The following is a 15,690-nucleotide window of genomic DNA, read 5'->3' as shown; positions in this document are numbered from 1 at the left end:
ATCCTCTAGCTATTTATCCCGATACATATTTTGAAGTGTTTTTTCAAAATGTGCTTAGTCTTGAATAATCTGTTTTATTTCAATCCAAAAATTTCATCTCATTTTTCGATAGGTTCCTTAGGATACGTTTTAACATGTGTATAATCAATTACCTTACCATCAGTGCTTACAACAATGATATCTTCACCATAAGTAATATGAGCGTGATAATAGGGTGTAATTTTAAACGTAATTTCATACTCCCCACCTACACCGTATAACTGCTTGATTTTTAACATTTCTGTATCATATGAAGCCCATGTGAGATCGCTTGGTGCATTCGGGTCATTTTTATAAATTTCATTTATGGCCTTATCAATTGGCTCTCGAAGGCTATTTATTAATGCATATTTGACTGTTTCACATAATTCAGTATCCGCTTCATTTATTGTTTGAGCATGAAGTAGGGAAGTAGACCTCGTAATTCCTAACGCAAAAATAAATATCATAACTACGATTTTTTTCTGCAAAATGATCACCTCATTCTAGCTTTTGACACTAAACTGAACTTATTCATTTACGTTACAATGGATATATGCTAACAATAGAATCAATCCCCATTGATATTTATAGAACATGCCTCATCTTTTAGGATATTCTATTAATAAGAAGCCTGATATTGTAGTTTTATTGGTTGATTTTTTTCCATGGTGGCCTTGTATAAACGAATATTTCCTACTTTGTCTTCCAAAGCATCTGAATGAACGACAAAATTGTCATCTAAGGATATAGTCCAGGCGGCTTCGTTATTCTTTTTTAAAACAATAGCCAGTGTGCCAAACTGATGAATGTTTTCCCATTCAAATAATTCAGATCTACCATTTTCAGTTACAGTAATCCCGTCTGGATCACTAATCACCTCAACATTCTCTCCTTGCCATACCCCTTGCATCTCCGCTCCGACATAATAGTAAGCAATGCCACCACCCCGATCTCCATATGTCGCAATAAATTGCTGAATTGTATTTTCAGCTGTCTCATACGTAAATGCTGCAACATCTTTGGCTAACCATTCCACTTTATAGTCTTCCGCTATCTCATATGGCAAACTTTCTTTTGGTCGGGCTAAAATACCGTAATAGGATCTATAGTAAAAAGACTCGCCGCTATCTCTATTTTCTTTGATCGAGAAAACATGTTTGAAATTAGGGGATACACTTGTAATATTATTTATTTTTCTATCGCTATCAACAAGTAGTACTATTTGAATGATCATAAATATACCCACGACAATTGTCCCTATTAATTTAAATCTTTTTGTTAGCTTAAGTAGAAGTAAGATTGCTAGAGATAAACAGATGACACAAAAAATATTTATGATGTAAAATAAGCGATTGTCAATATACTCAACTTGATATCTATCCTGTATAAGTAAATATCCCATCTGCAAGCCAAAAAAGCCAATCGCACAAAGAAATAGAATCCATCCAATTCGTTTCATTAATCTATTTTTATTCCGTTTCATTTGGCTGTACCTCCGCTGAAAAGTTCCATGTTAAGCCATTATCTTCAGAGATAAATTCTCCTTTTACTAGCCCACCTTTATAATCACCATTTGGCCCTTGGTTCACTAAAACCACTAAATGATCTTCTTCTTTTACTGGAACCTCCGCTTGAACAAATACTCTATTATATTTTACTGGCATATTAAAAACTGCTTCATTCCATGTTTCTCCACTATCTTGAGTAACGTAAACGTCAGGTTCTTCTGGATTAATTGTCCCATAGGATAAAAATCCTGTCGTTTCATCTACAAAACCACCAAATGCAATTAGCCTCGTTGTGGGCGATTCAGCTGTAGCCTCCCAAGTCTCTCCACCATCATGAGTTATAAAGGCTCGCGAATACTCCTGCGACATCGTGCGATCACCTGAGATAATGGCATAACCAAACTGATCATTTAAGAAATCAACTTTTCTAAACCGCATGGGTGGAAATGGTTCAATAACAACTGATTCCTTCCACGTTATACCTTGATCACTTGAATAGATTAATCGTATTCTTTTTCCTTCCAAGTCAACTCCGTCCGAATATATAAATGCAACTCTGTTTTCTGTAAGCATATAGCTATTTTCGATCAATTCTTGTTTGTTTCCATTATATTCCCCTTCAAACAATTGATCCTTTTCAATCGGAACCTTTACCCAATCATTCCCATTATTGAATGTGATATTTAGTTCATCATTTTGTAATGTATACGTAATCGTGTCATTATTTACTGGTTGTAAAGGTTCTGGCTGTGGTTGTTCTTGTTCATCCGGTAAGGTAGTATTTTCTTGTAGATCATTGGGCTGGTTCGGTTGTGGAAGAGTAGCCGAAGCTTGATTATGGTAAAAGTACGTACCTATGATTAAACCCGCTATCATAAAACCGGACAGTACGAGAATTACATTTTTCATGAAGAAAGACTCCTTAATGTAAAAGTTGTTTTTTGGTTAGTTAAATGAATGGTAATGACCTTATACACTATACAATCAACACTTTTTTCACCTAAATTGTATCGTGATAATTCAATATCCTAACTATTTCATAATTTAAAATGTTACCTAGCTCTTTTTCGCTTTTATTGTATCAAAAAAAATGAGGTGTATCTTATTGATTTTTTCAAAAAAATTATCTTCTTAGTGAGCATGGGAGGATTGTCGTATTTAGAGCTCTATAAAACCATGTTCATAATGTTAAACCATAAATGTCCCATACCTATTCTCGGCATGAGCTATTTATTAAGCTGAACTTAGAGAAAATTGAAAACACATTTAAATGAACAAGACTTGGGTCTTGTTGCTTGTTCTTCTAAACAATTATTTAATTCTTCGAGACAACACGAATGCGATCATGGAAGTTCCACAAATAATGGATATAGGTACACCATACCCTAATAGATAATCTGGATGATAATCCGAAGTTAGAACAAAAACCAATGATCCTATGCTGATTATAAAAACGAATAAAATGAGGAGTGTTATTCTATTATTCATTTGATCCTCCTGACTTAGTTTCTATCTAAAGAGTTGCTTTTTATTGCTGGTACACCAACAGAATCATAATGAGTTTTAGTATCATAACCTTTTCGCTCTTTCTACAAACTTTTACAACTGTCTTTATGTTATGAATATCTTTTTCTTTTTTTTCATATGAAGCCTCTTGAACTATACCCTTTTTCAGACCTTGTTAATTGGTTTGAACACGACAAACAAGTACCAAACAAAAATAAATGATAAAGATACTGCGTAGCTCCCATCAAAACAAAAATTCATATCCAACGTAATTAAAGAGTCTAAAAAATCCTACATTTTCGGCAACTGCTATAGAAGGTTTATTCCCATCCATACAATCCCAATACGCAACCATATTATTCTCATAACAATCCTTTATAAAATGATGCGCTAATCTTTGAGCCAATTTTTTACCTTGATGGATTTCTAAAGTTTCAATATCTATACAATGAATATGATCAACAACAAAACCCGAAAAACAGACACTAACAATTTCGTTATCATGCACAATACAATAACCTATGCCCTTACGAAAAAAACAATCAGGTGAAGACCAAAATGCTAAGATTTTTGAATGTAGAAATTCTATGTTCTTAATTGAGTTATTTTTGTTCTCATAGAGAGGCTTGTTGATTTGATGAATCGTATACCTCTCTTCTATTTTAGGCACACTTTGATCTTTATAATTTTCCTTTTTAAACAGATAAACCCTTTGAAGCCAAATACCTAATGTACGATGTTCAAACAACATTTCGATCGTTTTATTCCATTGTTCATGATTGCCAATTCCCTCAAAATACGTTAACCCTATTTCCTTTGCTTCCGGTGCAATTACATGGTCAATAAATGGATTCAGCGCGTTATTAAATTGGTCATTTTTTTCATTTCCGATAAATATAAAACCATCATTATTACCTAACCAAATAAGCCCGGATTTAGGTGTTTCAACATTATCAACAAATATACGCCCAGGATTGATCCCTGTCACGATAGCTTTAGCTTCTAACTGTCCTTGTTCATTGAGTATTCCTAAACATTTATGAAAATCATCTTTATGTAATTCAGCAATCATTCTTTTCCCTCCTTTCAAGATCATTATTTCTATTATTCTTATTTAGCTCCATCCCAAATTCACTCGTTTAATATACTACATTTTAACAAACAGTTTAATCCAATTCTAGGGACTTTTAAAAACTTCTACTAAACTATGTAATCTAATTCATCTTAATTAGACATATTGTGTACCTAGTTTAGTTTCTTCTAAACGACACTTTTTATTTTTGAATTTAGTTTTCACAAATATTATTGGCCTTTGGACAGTTGTTACATTTGATACTTCTTCGCAAAAAAAAGACCCTTAAATTCTTTGATAGAACACAGGGTTGAACTAGTAAATATTAAATAAAAAATTTTCAAGTTACAATTTGTTTTATGCCTTGAAATTTTCTGATATTCCACTTTTAAATATATTTAACTATTTCTCTCCTTTCTAATGTCTCTGATTAGGATTTAAATGAAGATACCGTTTTAATAATTTTTGTCATGGCTCTAAAAGCTAAGTTGTGCCCCATTCCACTAGCTTGATTGACTGTGCCCGTAAAATATAATTCCTGTTTAGGGTGATAAAAAGCAAAAGCACCTGATTGCCCCCAAAAGCCTATAATATCTCCAATAGGTTTAAAGGGTGAAACGATTCGAGGCACCCATAACTTCTCCAACCCGATCCCATAATAGAATTGTGAGGGCCAAAAAATGAAATGCCACTTTTTCAAACCCTCGATTTCCTCTTTCGGAAAAAAGTACCCTGTGAAAAAAGCTTTAAGAAAGATCATCGTTTCATGAGCCGTGGATACGATGCCTCCTTCAGGTGTAAAGGAAGGACATGAAATAAATTTGGGAACATGAAGAGGTTGAGACTTATAGTAAAGTGAAATGGGCTTCGTATCGTTTTCATCTTTATAAACATATGTTTTAGTCAAATTTAATTTGTCAAAAATGTAAGATTTAAAGACTTCTTTTATTGGCATGTCTGTAAGATTTTCTATGATTCTACCTAGGAGCTGATAATTTGTTCCACAATAGCTAGCTTTTTGCCCTGGTTTAAATTGAGGTTTGATTTTCTTGATGCTTGCAAGTGTTTTCTCTAAAGGCCAGGCTTCATCCCGACCGTTAAAAAGATCCGATCCTCCCGCTTCACCATTAGCTTGCTTTTGCTTGAAATAATCGGCAATGCCTGATGTATTGGAAATTAGATGCTGAATCGTGATGTCGTATGAATAATCAACCCCATTCAATACGTGTAAGCCATCCATCATATCATCTGCAAGATATTTTGATATTTTATCCTCCAAATGCAAACGATTGTCTGCTTTTAATTTTAAAATGACAGCTGTTACATACAATTTTGTTACACTCGTCATAAAATACTGATTATCGAATTGAAGATTCCCTGCCGAACCGATCCAGGAAAAGTCATCGTTCCCTTGTTCTACACACAACACAGCACCAAAGTTTTTTCCCTTTTTCACCATTTGATTCACCGTATCGTTCAAAAACGATTGATCTAACATTGACTTCCCTAACGTCACCATAGTAATTCCTCCTATTTATAAAAAAATGACTAGTTTCTTTTTCTTTCTTCTTTTCTCGAACGAGTTCCTAAGACGATATCTCCAGCAACACTATCTGACAATTCAAGCATTTTATCTAAATCAAATTCCTTAGGAAGCAACCCATTGGCTACCATAAGGGTGAGTCCTGTTTGGAAAATCCTCATTTTTAATAAGATGGTCATCAATTCATCATCCGTAAAACCTTTAAGTTCAGGATCTTGTTTCATGAGTTCGGTAAAATTCCCACCCATTTCTTGGTCATACTCTTTCAAATATTCATTTGGTTTCAAAACAAAATCTCGTATCAAAACAGGATATTCCGTTGCCATTTTAAGACTAGCGATCCCTATATCTGCAAATGGGTTTCCTGTATTTTGTTCCTTGATCATCCGTTGACTTAGCTCAACTATTTTATTTATAACTGCTTGTTTGAGCTCTTCTACATCATTAAAATTCACATAAATAGGTGCACTAGAACTACCCAGATGGGCAGCTACTTTTCTGATGGTAATCCGATCGATCCCTTCTGATTTGGCAATAAAAAAAGCTGAATCGATAATTTGTTCCTTAGAAAATTTCGTTCGTGGTGCCATTGTACAGTCTCCCCCCTTATAAAACACACGTTATATAACCAATGTTATATAACTGATTATATACATCATACTAATGTTTGTAAAGTCTATTTTCAGAATTAAAATGTGCGCATACTATTCTTGCGTGAAATTTTTTCTCTACTGAACATCTCAGTTTACTGAAATGGACTTTTTCCAGAGGGAAAACTTCCTATGTTTTGATGGAATTGAGATGGTGATACACCTACACACTGTTAGGGGCTATTATCATGGGAAAAAGAATGTTTAATAGTGAAGTGAATTATTTGGGGAGATCATGCTACTTTCCATATGCCGGTTTTTGTATTCGCACATAAAAAAATAGAAAACTAATAAAGCAGGGGGTACAACGTTTGTTTTTGTCAATGATGGAATTGAAAGCGCACTTCATCATCCAAAAGCAGCTGCAAATGGAAAGGTGTCTCAATTGCAGTTGAAGCATATGGGGATTCATAGTTTTTTAAATGTATCGATGAAATTACAGATTCATCTTAGTCCTTTAAATGGAAAGAAAATAGGGTTACTTACAACCAGATTGAAAAGGTACAAATCAAGGATAATTGTGTCCTTGTAGTAGATTTTTTCACTTTATAAAACGATGATCCACTTAAATATAAATGGCGCGTTCCTATATAGACGCGCCAAAAATTACAGCTTTACGGTAAATCCATTCAGAAATACAATTTAGTTGTCTATGCAAAATTTAAACCGTTAGTGAGCCACGGAAACCCCTGGCAGCATAGTAGGATTCTGCTCCATTATGGTACACAAAGACAGTGTCATAGCGCCGATCACAAAAGATGGCTCCACCGAGTTTTCGAATATTTGCAGGTGTTTGCACCCAGCTCGATGTTTTCATATCGAAATTTTCAAGCTTCTGCAGCTCCTGATATTGGTCTTCCGTTAAAAGTTCAATGCCCATGGAAGTTGCCATATCAATAGCACTATTTTCTGGTTTGTGTTTTTTTCTTGACTCCAGTGCTTCCCGATCGTAACAAACGCTTCTACGCCCTTTAGGACTTTCCGTAGAACAATCATAAAAAATGTATTCGTCCTTCTCTTTAACATAACCGACAACATCCGGTTCACCGCCAGTTCTTTCCATTTCACTGAGCGACCACAATTTTTCAGTATTAGCTTCTAGTTTTTCTTGGACTCTAGCCCATTCAAGCCCTTCATGGCGGTGCATATTTTTTTCAAAACGGGCTTTCAATGCTCCTAGTAATTCTTCACATTGCTCTTGTGCCAGTGCCTTATTATTATTTTCATTTGCCATATTTATTTTCTCCCTTATTGTTTTATTTATCATGGTCTAAATAGAATATAAATAGTTATCATCTTATGTAATTCAGTTTACAACAGATTATCCGATTAAGTAAATCCATTTCTTCACAATCTAGCTCTTAAGAAAGTGAATCTCCCCTTTAACAATTTGGAGGTAAAAAGAATAGGAAATGATAAAATACATCAATCACTTCTCTCACCTTTTCTTCTGTCCATGTCTCTTTTTCATTATTTTCTTCAACGGCTCGCTTAAATCAATTTTGGTTCCAGTAAAAAATGAGTCCGCTTTATAAAAACCTTCAACATTCTAATCGCCACGTCTAATGTAAAAACGAAAACCAAGCAGGACGCTAAAACGTTCGAATTCTGCTTTTACCGTAGAAACTACAGGTAGATCCTACTTAGATAACTAAACGTTAATCGGGTGTTCGTAGAAATCCCCACTTCTAGTAGTGGAGGTAGTTCAAATTTGGTATACTACCTCAAAGTCTTCAAAAACCACTGGCATATCATTTCTAAACTCATAACCAAGTGCCTTCCCTTCTTCCTTAAAGAAACGAATATGACCATCACGCCAGGATTCCAATGTGTCGTCCTCTCCCTCACGTTTACAAATATCATATGTAATATCTGAAAACGGAAGAATTGTTATCGCGATTGTTTGAATAACACACCGTGGTACACCTTCCCAATCAGTAACAATACTAAAATCACCAATCTCAGGCATATGCTCATCTTCAAGTCCATAACTCCATAAACTACTTGCTGTTGCTTTCTTTTGTCCAATGAGTACTAATCGTAATAATTCATTGGCCCACTTTTCAGTTAATTCAAAATGAAAGACTTCTAAATATTTTGTTGTTTTAGGTCTGCCAGTTTCCTTTAAAAATGTTTTCCAAAATATATCAACTTTTTCCTCTGAATGTTTTTGTTTTTCCATTTCCCTATCTAACTCCTATCACATCATATTTCGATAAAATTCAGTGATGAATAACTTTATTCCAAATGCGTTTCATTCTTGAGCGTTTGAATGATTCATGGTAAAGATCAACGTCTTTAGCAAAGGAGGAACTGTTTTATTTCACAATCACATCGTAAAGTAGTAAATGAATTTATCTATGCCCATCTTTACGTGCTTGTATATACCCGTAATACGCACAGGTGCCATTTTTAGATCGATCTTTTACTTCGAACCCACACCTTTCATAGAAATTAAAATTGTCAGTAGAGGTATGAGCAAACCAATCTCCGTGCGGGAGCTTTTGAACACAAAGTTCTACAAGCTTTTTTCCTATTCCTTTTCCACGATATTCCGATAAAACAACCAAATCCATCACGTTAGCTACCATTATTTTATCTGAGATAACCCTAACCATACCAATCATATTGTTATGATCCCAAACAGTAAACGCCCAAGTTGAGTTCTTAAATATTAAGGAAAACTTTTCTTTCTGCCAAGCTGGAGTATTTTTCGCCCATCCAGCGTCTTCAAAAAGAGCCTCAACATAGTCGGCCGGAACTCCCTCAGTGCCTTCTCTAATTACTAAGCCATTATAATATTGATACACAATAAACTCCTCCTTTTTAATACTTGCACCCGTTAACGAAAGAATAGAGTATATGCCGCGTTAGCTTAATAATTCTTTCTTTTAATCTCTGCACCTTTAAACATATATCTAATACCTTTACCAGCAAGTGGTTCATCTTCATATCTCGGTAATACATGAAAATGAGAGTGAAATATATGTTGTCCCCCTATTTCACCACAATTCCATCCAAGGTTATATCCTTGAGGTTTATATTTCTCATCTAAGTATTTTTTCACATCTTGAAGAAGTGTATATGTTGCATTCCATTCTTCGAGCGTTAAATCAAATGCTGTTTCTCTATGTAGGATTGGTATGATTAGCCCCGCACCTTCAAGTTGATTACCTTTTATTTGAGCTTGCTCTAACTGTAAAAACATACAGTGATCGTTACTTAAAATGATATTTTGATTTGGTTCTAATTCAAGATTACAAAATATACAATCCTTCACTATCAACTCCTCCTCTACTAACACAACCTAATCTCTAACATCTCGCAAATATTTTAAGAAACTTACTAAGCCAATAACGACTAAAGCTGTCATAGCGACACCATAAAAAATTGACTTAAGAGTGTAACTAAGCGAACCAAGACTACTTACTATTGCAGAGCCTAAAACAAAGAATAATACTACTAACAACAATCTATCTTTCATTTTCTTTCTCCTTACAAAATTATTGAATTCCAAAGAAATTCCTATTAAAACATCCATCACTTCCTAGCAAGAAAACAAGACTACCTTAAATGGTTTGTACAATTATAAAGTTTACAGTCCCATACTCCTTTTATATTATGAAGAATTGTTATAGCCGTATTATCAATATAGGTAGTTGGAAACCTTTCAGGTAACAAACGTTGTAAGGTAAGACCAATCAAAGCACCATGGCTTACCACTAAAATCCTTTTGTCCTTATGTAAATGTACTATTTCTTCTATAAATTTAATTCCTCTTTTTGCTACATCTTCAAACCTTTCCATTCCAAGATCCAAATCACGCCAATTCCTTCCCCATTTGATTAGCCTTTCTTCCTCCGTTGTTCCTTCAATTTCTCCACAGTCTATCTCACGAATTCTATCATCAAAAGAACTAATAGGTATATCTATTAGAGTGCCAATAATTTCTGCAGTTTCACTGGCTCTTGATAAATCACTTGTGATAATCATATCCCAATCTTGATGTGAAAGCCTATGGCCAAGTTCCAAAGCTTGTTTTCTACCTACTTCATTTAACGGAATATCAGATCTACCTTGTGCCTTCTTCAGTTCATTCCACTCAGTAATTCCATGTCTTATAAAACCTATGGTTGTCAATACTTCTCCCCTCACTCCAAATCTGTTTGAGGATGCAAAACAGCTCTGCAAAATCTACTACAGCTGTTTATCAAGCTTAGTTTTGATATCGTATCTAATTCTTTCTAATCCTTCTCTGTAATCTCTGATTAAACCGATTAATTCGTTAAAAATGACTTATCCTAAAACCATTTTAAATCTTCACAAAAGGAAAATAACCTCTGGAATAGCTTTGTAATTATTTCACAACTGGGTGAATAAATATCGTGTCCTAGTTGAAGTAGTTTTTAAAAATTTAAAGGATTACACCTGAAAAATCCCCTTTTAATACATCTTTTTCATGCTGATTTTTACATAAAAAAGATGCTATTATTGCTATTCTATTATTTTTATTTTCTTGTTTTTCGTATTTTTCAATTTTAACTTCACAAATTATCGTATCCCCCGTAAATACAGGTCTTAAAAACTCAAAATTCATCGTACGGGCTAGCACGTTATTATCTCCACCTACTTTTGTTGGGAGAGTTGCCGTTAATAACCCTTGAACGACAAGCCTTCCCTGTTCATCTGGAGTTAGATGATGAATCCCTTCATCTCCTGAAATTTTAGTAAACAATTCAACATCTTCTACTGTGAAAGTTCGTTCAAATACAATAATATCTCCTGTTTTTAAAGACAATTCTTATTTCTCCTTTTTAAAGTGACAAATATTCAATTGCTGTTGCTCCATATATCCCTTTTAAAGGTTCTTTTTAAATGGGTTAAATCAACAATGAATATAGTATATTATTGCAGGATTATATAATGCTATGAATATGTTAGAAATCACTGACCAATGGTTGATAACGTTTCTTTCAAATAGTTCATTGTCATAATCCTTTCTTGCTCATTTTGTTCGTCAAACAAAAGTTGTTCAAGAAACTCCCATAAATCTTCTAATTTGCGCCGACCTAGATAAAACTGTAAAGCATCAGGGTTAATGGAAAAATTGCTATGGGTTTTCTGATAGATGTTGATAAATTGATTAAAGTATGGCTTGTCAACTAAAAACATTAAGTCGGCTTCAACAGGTGCTAATTTCAACCCTTCCCAGTCTATCAACATCAGTTGTTTTCCAGATTCCATTAGATTCCAATAGTGCAAATCTGTATGGCATAAAACCATTCTTACTTCACTATTTTTTAAGCGTACGGATAACTTTTCGATTGTATGAATCAAATCATTGATTTGGTTAACATGGGGATTGATCAACTCTCTTACATCGCTTGGAAAATTGTTCATTTTCTTGTTCAATATGTCTCGTAATGCTTGTAAAAAAGGAACATAAAAATCCTCTTTTATAGTAGCCGTTTCAATAGGAATTTCTTCCCCATACAAATGAAGCTCTGTAATGATTTCCGCAAGTTGGTGAACTTGATCTCCCCTTAAATCTCGATTTCCAATGGTTTCTCCGTCAATATAGTCATAAAGTAGATAAATTCCATCTTCATCCTCACACTTATATCCCCCATCTCTAGTTATAAATGGAACAGAAATTTTTCCTTTTAAACGAGTATTATTCAAGATCCATACCATTATGGGAACATATTTATCTATAAGAGCAGTCAAATTTGGAGTAGACGCTCTTCTTTTTTCATATACCTTCAAGAAGTAGCTTTGATTTCTATCAAATACTTTATAAGCTAGTGATGCCCATCCTCCTTTTTGTTTAACAATGTTTTCTATATCTACATGATAATTTTCTTTCACAATTTTTTTCATCTTATCCATAAGGAACCTCCGATAAATTCTACAGCTTAAAATTTCAAAAAAATTCTCTTGTGTTCCCACAATTTAGGCAGATAACTACTGAAACATTGATGTAATTCCTTCATATCTCCAATAAAATAAATTTATCATCACTGCAAGGCGGGCAATCTACAACTTGATAATTTCCATCTGTTTAACATCCTATTAAAATATTGTATATGTAAATTATCAACGATGTAATGCCAGAATAATTCCAACAACCATATACCTGCTATTTATGCGCTCTAACAAAGAACGAATGATTGCAATCCTCTCTATTGTGCTCTCTGTCTTCTATTTAGTTACTATACATAAAACGAAGTGCTTCGCTCAATATCGTGGGAACGATAGACATATGATTTTCCCCTGCTGGTGAACGAAAAGCAATACAATCTGGATTACTTATTTTTAATCTCTCAAAAAGAGCAAATGCATGATCATGCATGTTCATTTTTTTTGCATTTTCCGCAGCTATGAACAGTTTTCTGTTAGGTGAAAGACAACCTTTTTGTTCATAGGTCAAAATTTGACACTCATTCCACCAGATGGATGGACTGCAACTGATATAGTTGTTAAATAAACTAGGACACTCAAATAATGTATACAAAACAAATAATCCTCCCAACGAATGGCCAAATAATATTTGGTTATCCGCATGAACAGGAGCCTTTTCGTAAACGTATGGTTGAACTACTTTTTCTAAAAATTGCAGAAACCCTTCCGCTCCGCCATGTGCTGGCCATGAAGTCCCATCTGGTCTTGGTGGTAGCGATGTAGTAGATGAAAAAGGCGTAAAGTCATATACACGCAAGGGTGGGAAAACTTCGTTAAAATCGTACCCAATACTTACAATGACCGTTGGGGAAACCTTTGTTTTCTCTGGGCGGCGCCACTGTAGCTTTACTATTTCCTTAAACATGGTGCCATAAGCATTTCCATCCAGCACATACAATACCGGGAAACCTTCCGAAGGCACTTTTTCATCTGGAATCGACACCGTTACTTTATATGGAATATCAGAGATTGGGTGTTGAAATGTTTGAGAAAAATTACGAAGCATAGACATCCGCTCCATTCTTTTAGAATTGATCACAATAAACTTACAGAATATATTAATAGTATACAAGATATCGCTAATTATGAAAGGTACTCTACATAGATAATCCTATAACTTGGCGAGTGCTAAGACCCCTTGCAATATAATCAATTAAATATTATTAGAATTATAGGAATTAATTAATGCAACACTAGTGTTAGATAAGGTATTAAGATTTTTGAAGCTACTAAAATTTATGTTAGGATAGATAAAACATAAGTTTTCATCAAACGGTCATTTAATGAATAAACTATGTTAAATAGGATCAATTAAAAAGTGAAAAAGGGAGGGTTCTAATTGGGATTAGCTTTGGAAATTGCCCGTATTTTACTACCTCTTATAATAGTGTGTGGGATTGCAGTATTTGTAGTTTTTAGAATGAAACATAAATATAAGAAAGGTACCTTGGGTAAGAAAAAATCAAAAGGTGCTCAAAATTTATTAGATAGTCTAATACCACTTGGAATGATGATTGGTTGTGCTGTTGCTATACTTTTTAGCATATTTTTCCCAATTTCCTCACTATTTACAATTAGTTTGGGTGCTGGAATAGGTTTATTATTTGGATATTTTGCTTATGAAATTTATAGCAAAAAAGGAGAAAATTATGAATAATTAAAGGTGATTTAAGTTTATTGGATAAACTTTTGAAGAAGGATTTTTTGTGGTTTTCCAAATAAGGAAATAGAGACACCAAGAAATGGTATACTTAACCTAATGAAGCGATTTGTACATACGTATAGAAATCAACCATTACAGGGGAACCTTGGAACAAAAGAGGTGATTTAAATGAAAAAGTGGGTTGAAGGTATTACCAATTTTACTTATATTGATAATGTTTACGGGCTGTTCAGTAGACGAAGTGATTAGGGTAGGCACTCCTTTTGGTGATAATGGAACTGAAGGAGTAAAATTTCATAATGAAATGAAGGATTCAGAATCAATCGAAGCCTTAAGGAAGGTCATTGACAAAGTTAAGGAGATAGAAAAACCGGAAGATCTGGATAAAGAACCAAAAATCTTTTTTTCACTTGACATACCCAAAGAAGGGATTGCCGAAATAAGATTATATGTCTGGTACCAAGATGATGGTAGTTCAATTTTATATAACGATGGCTCAGATAGTTACTTTACTCTTACTAAAAAGCAAACTAAAGAGTTAAAAAGTATATTAGAATAATAACAATTATGTGAAAGCATAACGTATACTTATACATAAATCACAAACCTTTCGATAATTCCCTTTCATCTAAAATCCAGAATTTTTTTATACCATTATATCACCATGTACCAATGATAGTATACAATCGTATTGATTACAGCGAATACACTCATTTCCACTAAAATTTTTTGTCCTTATGTAAATGCACGATTTATTCTATACATTTAATCCCTTTTTTATCCAAACTTTCAACATTTCCCATGCTGAGATCCAAAGATTATCATATCGATGAATTCCGCTTTATTTATTTGATCACGTTTGCTACACTAAATTCCGTGTGAAATACTTAATTTATGTTGAATCCTTGTTCATTTAAAGTGATCCGCTCGCCACTTGCCAGTATAATTTCAACAGGAAACACAGCAGAAATTTTATCAGAAAATATCCACCTTCGACCTGGTTGTACCAATAATATAAATGCTCCAGTCGTTTTATCTCCCATGAAATTTAGAGAAGTAGTACTCAATGGTCTATTATTACGTTCATTAATTCCTATATCAATCAATTGTTGCCCAACATATTGTACATCAGGAACCGTAAGACTTATTTCACCAATGTTTAAGACACTCTTAGATGAAAATAGCTTGTCACCCGCTTCAGATATCGCATGTCTTGAGATAAATTCTACGATATTACCAGAAGGGTCATAAAAATAGAGTGAATGTGCTTGAAGAAACGAAAAATCCGCTTCATCTTTCCCATCTTCTGTATTTAAGTTTACTCTTTCTTTAATCCATGACTTTGCTTCATCAAATTTATTGCTTTGAATATTAAAGGCAAAGTGGTAGTACGGACTTACTTTTTCGTCTGTTTTCGCAAACACCATTTCGCTTGATCCTATCGCTACGCAAAACATTTCCTCTTCTTCTTTAATTAATGAGAAGCCAAGCGTGTCCGTATAAAAGCGCTTCGTTTCATTCATTTTATTCGTTTGTAGTATTACTTGCTTAATTTCCATCCTTTTCCCTCCAATGCTTTTTGTAAAATTATGCTGTTCACGCTCAAATTATTACACCCGTATTTTCATTTATCCCAGTTTGGTAATGCGCGACCCCAATCAAAGCTATAGTTGCTTTAGAATGAAAACGGATCCTACTTCATTGTGGCAATGCGGAATAGTCCAATTGTAATTCCGATATTTAATGCACAAGCGAGTAGTGAAAGA

19 protein-coding genes are annotated in these 15,690 nt (G+C 34.0%); 2 read left to right on the top strand and 17 right to left on the bottom strand.

The genetic code is table 11. The features are described from left to right. Nucleotides 1-98: 98 nt before the first annotated feature. The 16 genes from DFR56_RS02960 to DFR56_RS02895 all read right to left on the bottom strand — a co-directional run bounded on the left by DFR56_RS02960 (nucleotide 99) and on the right by DFR56_RS02895 (nucleotide 13,267). Nucleotides 99-509, bottom strand: a complete 411-nt coding sequence (locus DFR56_RS02960) for a DUF3888 domain-containing protein (protein WP_244916403.1) — start codon at nucleotides 507-509, stop codon at nucleotides 99-101. A gap of 131 nt (nucleotides 510-640) precedes the next feature. Further along, a complete protein-coding gene (locus tag DFR56_RS02955) occupies nucleotides 641-1,504 on the bottom strand; it encodes a hypothetical protein (RefSeq protein WP_110393905.1) in 864 nt (287 codons plus the stop codon). Continuing rightward, entirely contained in the window at nucleotides 1,491-2,438 is a 948-nt protein-coding gene (locus tag DFR56_RS02950) for a WD40/YVTN/BNR-like repeat-containing protein (protein ID WP_110393904.1), read from the bottom strand. The genes DFR56_RS02955 and DFR56_RS02950 overlap by 14 nt, the downstream gene beginning before the upstream one ends. Nucleotides 2,439-2,840: 402 nt before the next feature. Beyond that, nucleotides 2,841-3,017: a hypothetical protein gene (locus DFR56_RS22780; protein WP_158525477.1), complete on the bottom strand. Its 177-nt coding sequence runs from the start codon at nucleotides 3,015-3,017 to the stop codon at nucleotides 2,841-2,843. Between the two features lie 262 nt (nucleotides 3,018-3,279). Continuing rightward, entirely contained in the window at nucleotides 3,280-4,107 is an 828-nt protein-coding gene (locus DFR56_RS02945; RefSeq protein WP_110393903.1) for a GNAT family N-acetyltransferase, read from the bottom strand. A 430-nt stretch (nucleotides 4,108-4,537) separates the two neighbouring features. Next, the gene (locus DFR56_RS02940) at nucleotides 4,538-5,605 is read right to left on the bottom strand and encodes a serine hydrolase domain-containing protein (RefSeq protein WP_110393961.1); all 1,068 of its coding nucleotides are present in this window, start codon (nucleotides 5,603-5,605) and stop codon (nucleotides 4,538-4,540) included. Between the two features lie 50 nt (nucleotides 5,606-5,655). Then, nucleotides 5,656-6,240, bottom strand: a complete 585-nt coding sequence (locus DFR56_RS02935) for a TetR/AcrR family transcriptional regulator (protein ID WP_110393902.1) — start codon at nucleotides 6,238-6,240, stop codon at nucleotides 5,656-5,658. A 721-nt stretch (nucleotides 6,241-6,961) separates the two neighbouring features. Next, nucleotides 6,962-7,534: a DUF4256 domain-containing protein gene (locus DFR56_RS02930; protein ID WP_211320596.1), complete on the bottom strand. Its 573-nt coding sequence runs from the start codon at nucleotides 7,532-7,534 to the stop codon at nucleotides 6,962-6,964. 471 nt (nucleotides 7,535-8,005) lie between these two features. Then, nucleotides 8,006-8,482, bottom strand: coding sequence for an ASCH domain-containing protein (locus tag DFR56_RS02925; RefSeq protein ID WP_110393901.1), 477 nt, complete (start codon nucleotides 8,480-8,482; stop codon nucleotides 8,006-8,008). A 172-nt stretch (nucleotides 8,483-8,654) separates the two neighbouring features. After that, entirely contained in the window at nucleotides 8,655-9,110 is a 456-nt protein-coding gene (locus tag DFR56_RS02920; protein WP_110393900.1) for a GNAT family N-acetyltransferase, read from the bottom strand. Nucleotides 9,111-9,175: 65 nt separating this feature from the next. Beyond that, nucleotides 9,176-9,580, bottom strand: coding sequence for an HIT family protein (locus DFR56_RS02915; protein ID WP_110393899.1), 405 nt, complete (start codon nucleotides 9,578-9,580; stop codon nucleotides 9,176-9,178). A 27-nt stretch (nucleotides 9,581-9,607) separates the two neighbouring features. Continuing rightward, nucleotides 9,608-9,784 (bottom strand): hypothetical protein, encoded by a 177-nt coding sequence (locus DFR56_RS23235; protein ID WP_170124486.1) that lies wholly within the window; start codon nucleotides 9,782-9,784, stop codon nucleotides 9,608-9,610. An 80-nt stretch (nucleotides 9,785-9,864) separates the two neighbouring features. Further along, nucleotides 9,865-10,440, bottom strand: a complete 576-nt coding sequence (locus DFR56_RS02910) for a histidine phosphatase family protein (protein ID WP_110393898.1) — start codon at nucleotides 10,438-10,440, stop codon at nucleotides 9,865-9,867. 274 nt (nucleotides 10,441-10,714) lie between these two features. Further along, a complete protein-coding gene (locus DFR56_RS02905) occupies nucleotides 10,715-11,098 on the bottom strand; it encodes a hotdog domain-containing protein (protein ID WP_110393897.1) in 384 nt (127 codons plus the stop codon). Nucleotides 11,099-11,244: 146 nt separating this feature from the next. Beyond that, complete coding sequence (locus DFR56_RS02900) at nucleotides 11,245-12,189, bottom strand: aminoglycoside phosphotransferase family protein (RefSeq protein WP_110393896.1); 945 nt, start codon at nucleotides 12,187-12,189, stop codon at nucleotides 11,245-11,247. 316 nt (nucleotides 12,190-12,505) lie between these two features. Further along, nucleotides 12,506-13,267 (bottom strand): alpha/beta hydrolase, encoded by a 762-nt coding sequence (locus DFR56_RS02895; protein WP_211320595.1) that lies wholly within the window; start codon nucleotides 13,265-13,267, stop codon nucleotides 12,506-12,508. A gap of 345 nt (nucleotides 13,268-13,612) precedes the next feature. Between DFR56_RS02895 and DFR56_RS02890 the strand changes: the two genes are divergently transcribed. Both DFR56_RS02890 and DFR56_RS02885 read left to right on the top strand, forming a co-directional pair. Continuing rightward, the gene (locus tag DFR56_RS02890) at nucleotides 13,613-13,918 is read left to right on the top strand and encodes a hypothetical protein (protein WP_110393959.1); all 306 of its coding nucleotides are present in this window, start codon (nucleotides 13,613-13,615) and stop codon (nucleotides 13,916-13,918) included. A 187-nt stretch (nucleotides 13,919-14,105) separates the two neighbouring features. Then, the gene (locus DFR56_RS02885; RefSeq protein WP_110393894.1) at nucleotides 14,106-14,483 is read left to right on the top strand and encodes a hypothetical protein; all 378 of its coding nucleotides are present in this window, start codon (nucleotides 14,106-14,108) and stop codon (nucleotides 14,481-14,483) included. Between the two features lie 328 nt (nucleotides 14,484-14,811). Here the strand turns inward: DFR56_RS02885 and DFR56_RS02880 are convergent, their stop codons facing one another. After that, nucleotides 14,812-15,483, bottom strand: coding sequence for a VOC family protein (locus DFR56_RS02880; protein ID WP_110393893.1), 672 nt, complete (start codon nucleotides 15,481-15,483; stop codon nucleotides 14,812-14,814). Between the last annotated feature and the right edge of the window lie 207 nt (nucleotides 15,484-15,690).

Source organism: Pseudogracilibacillus auburnensis, assembly GCF_003201975.1.
In the GTDB taxonomy this organism is placed as follows: Bacteria; Bacillota; Bacilli; order Bacillales; family Amphibacillaceae; genus Pseudogracilibacillus; species Pseudogracilibacillus auburnensis.
Note: the sequence above shows the minus strand (reverse complement) of the source record. Positions and strands in the feature narration are given on the sequence as shown.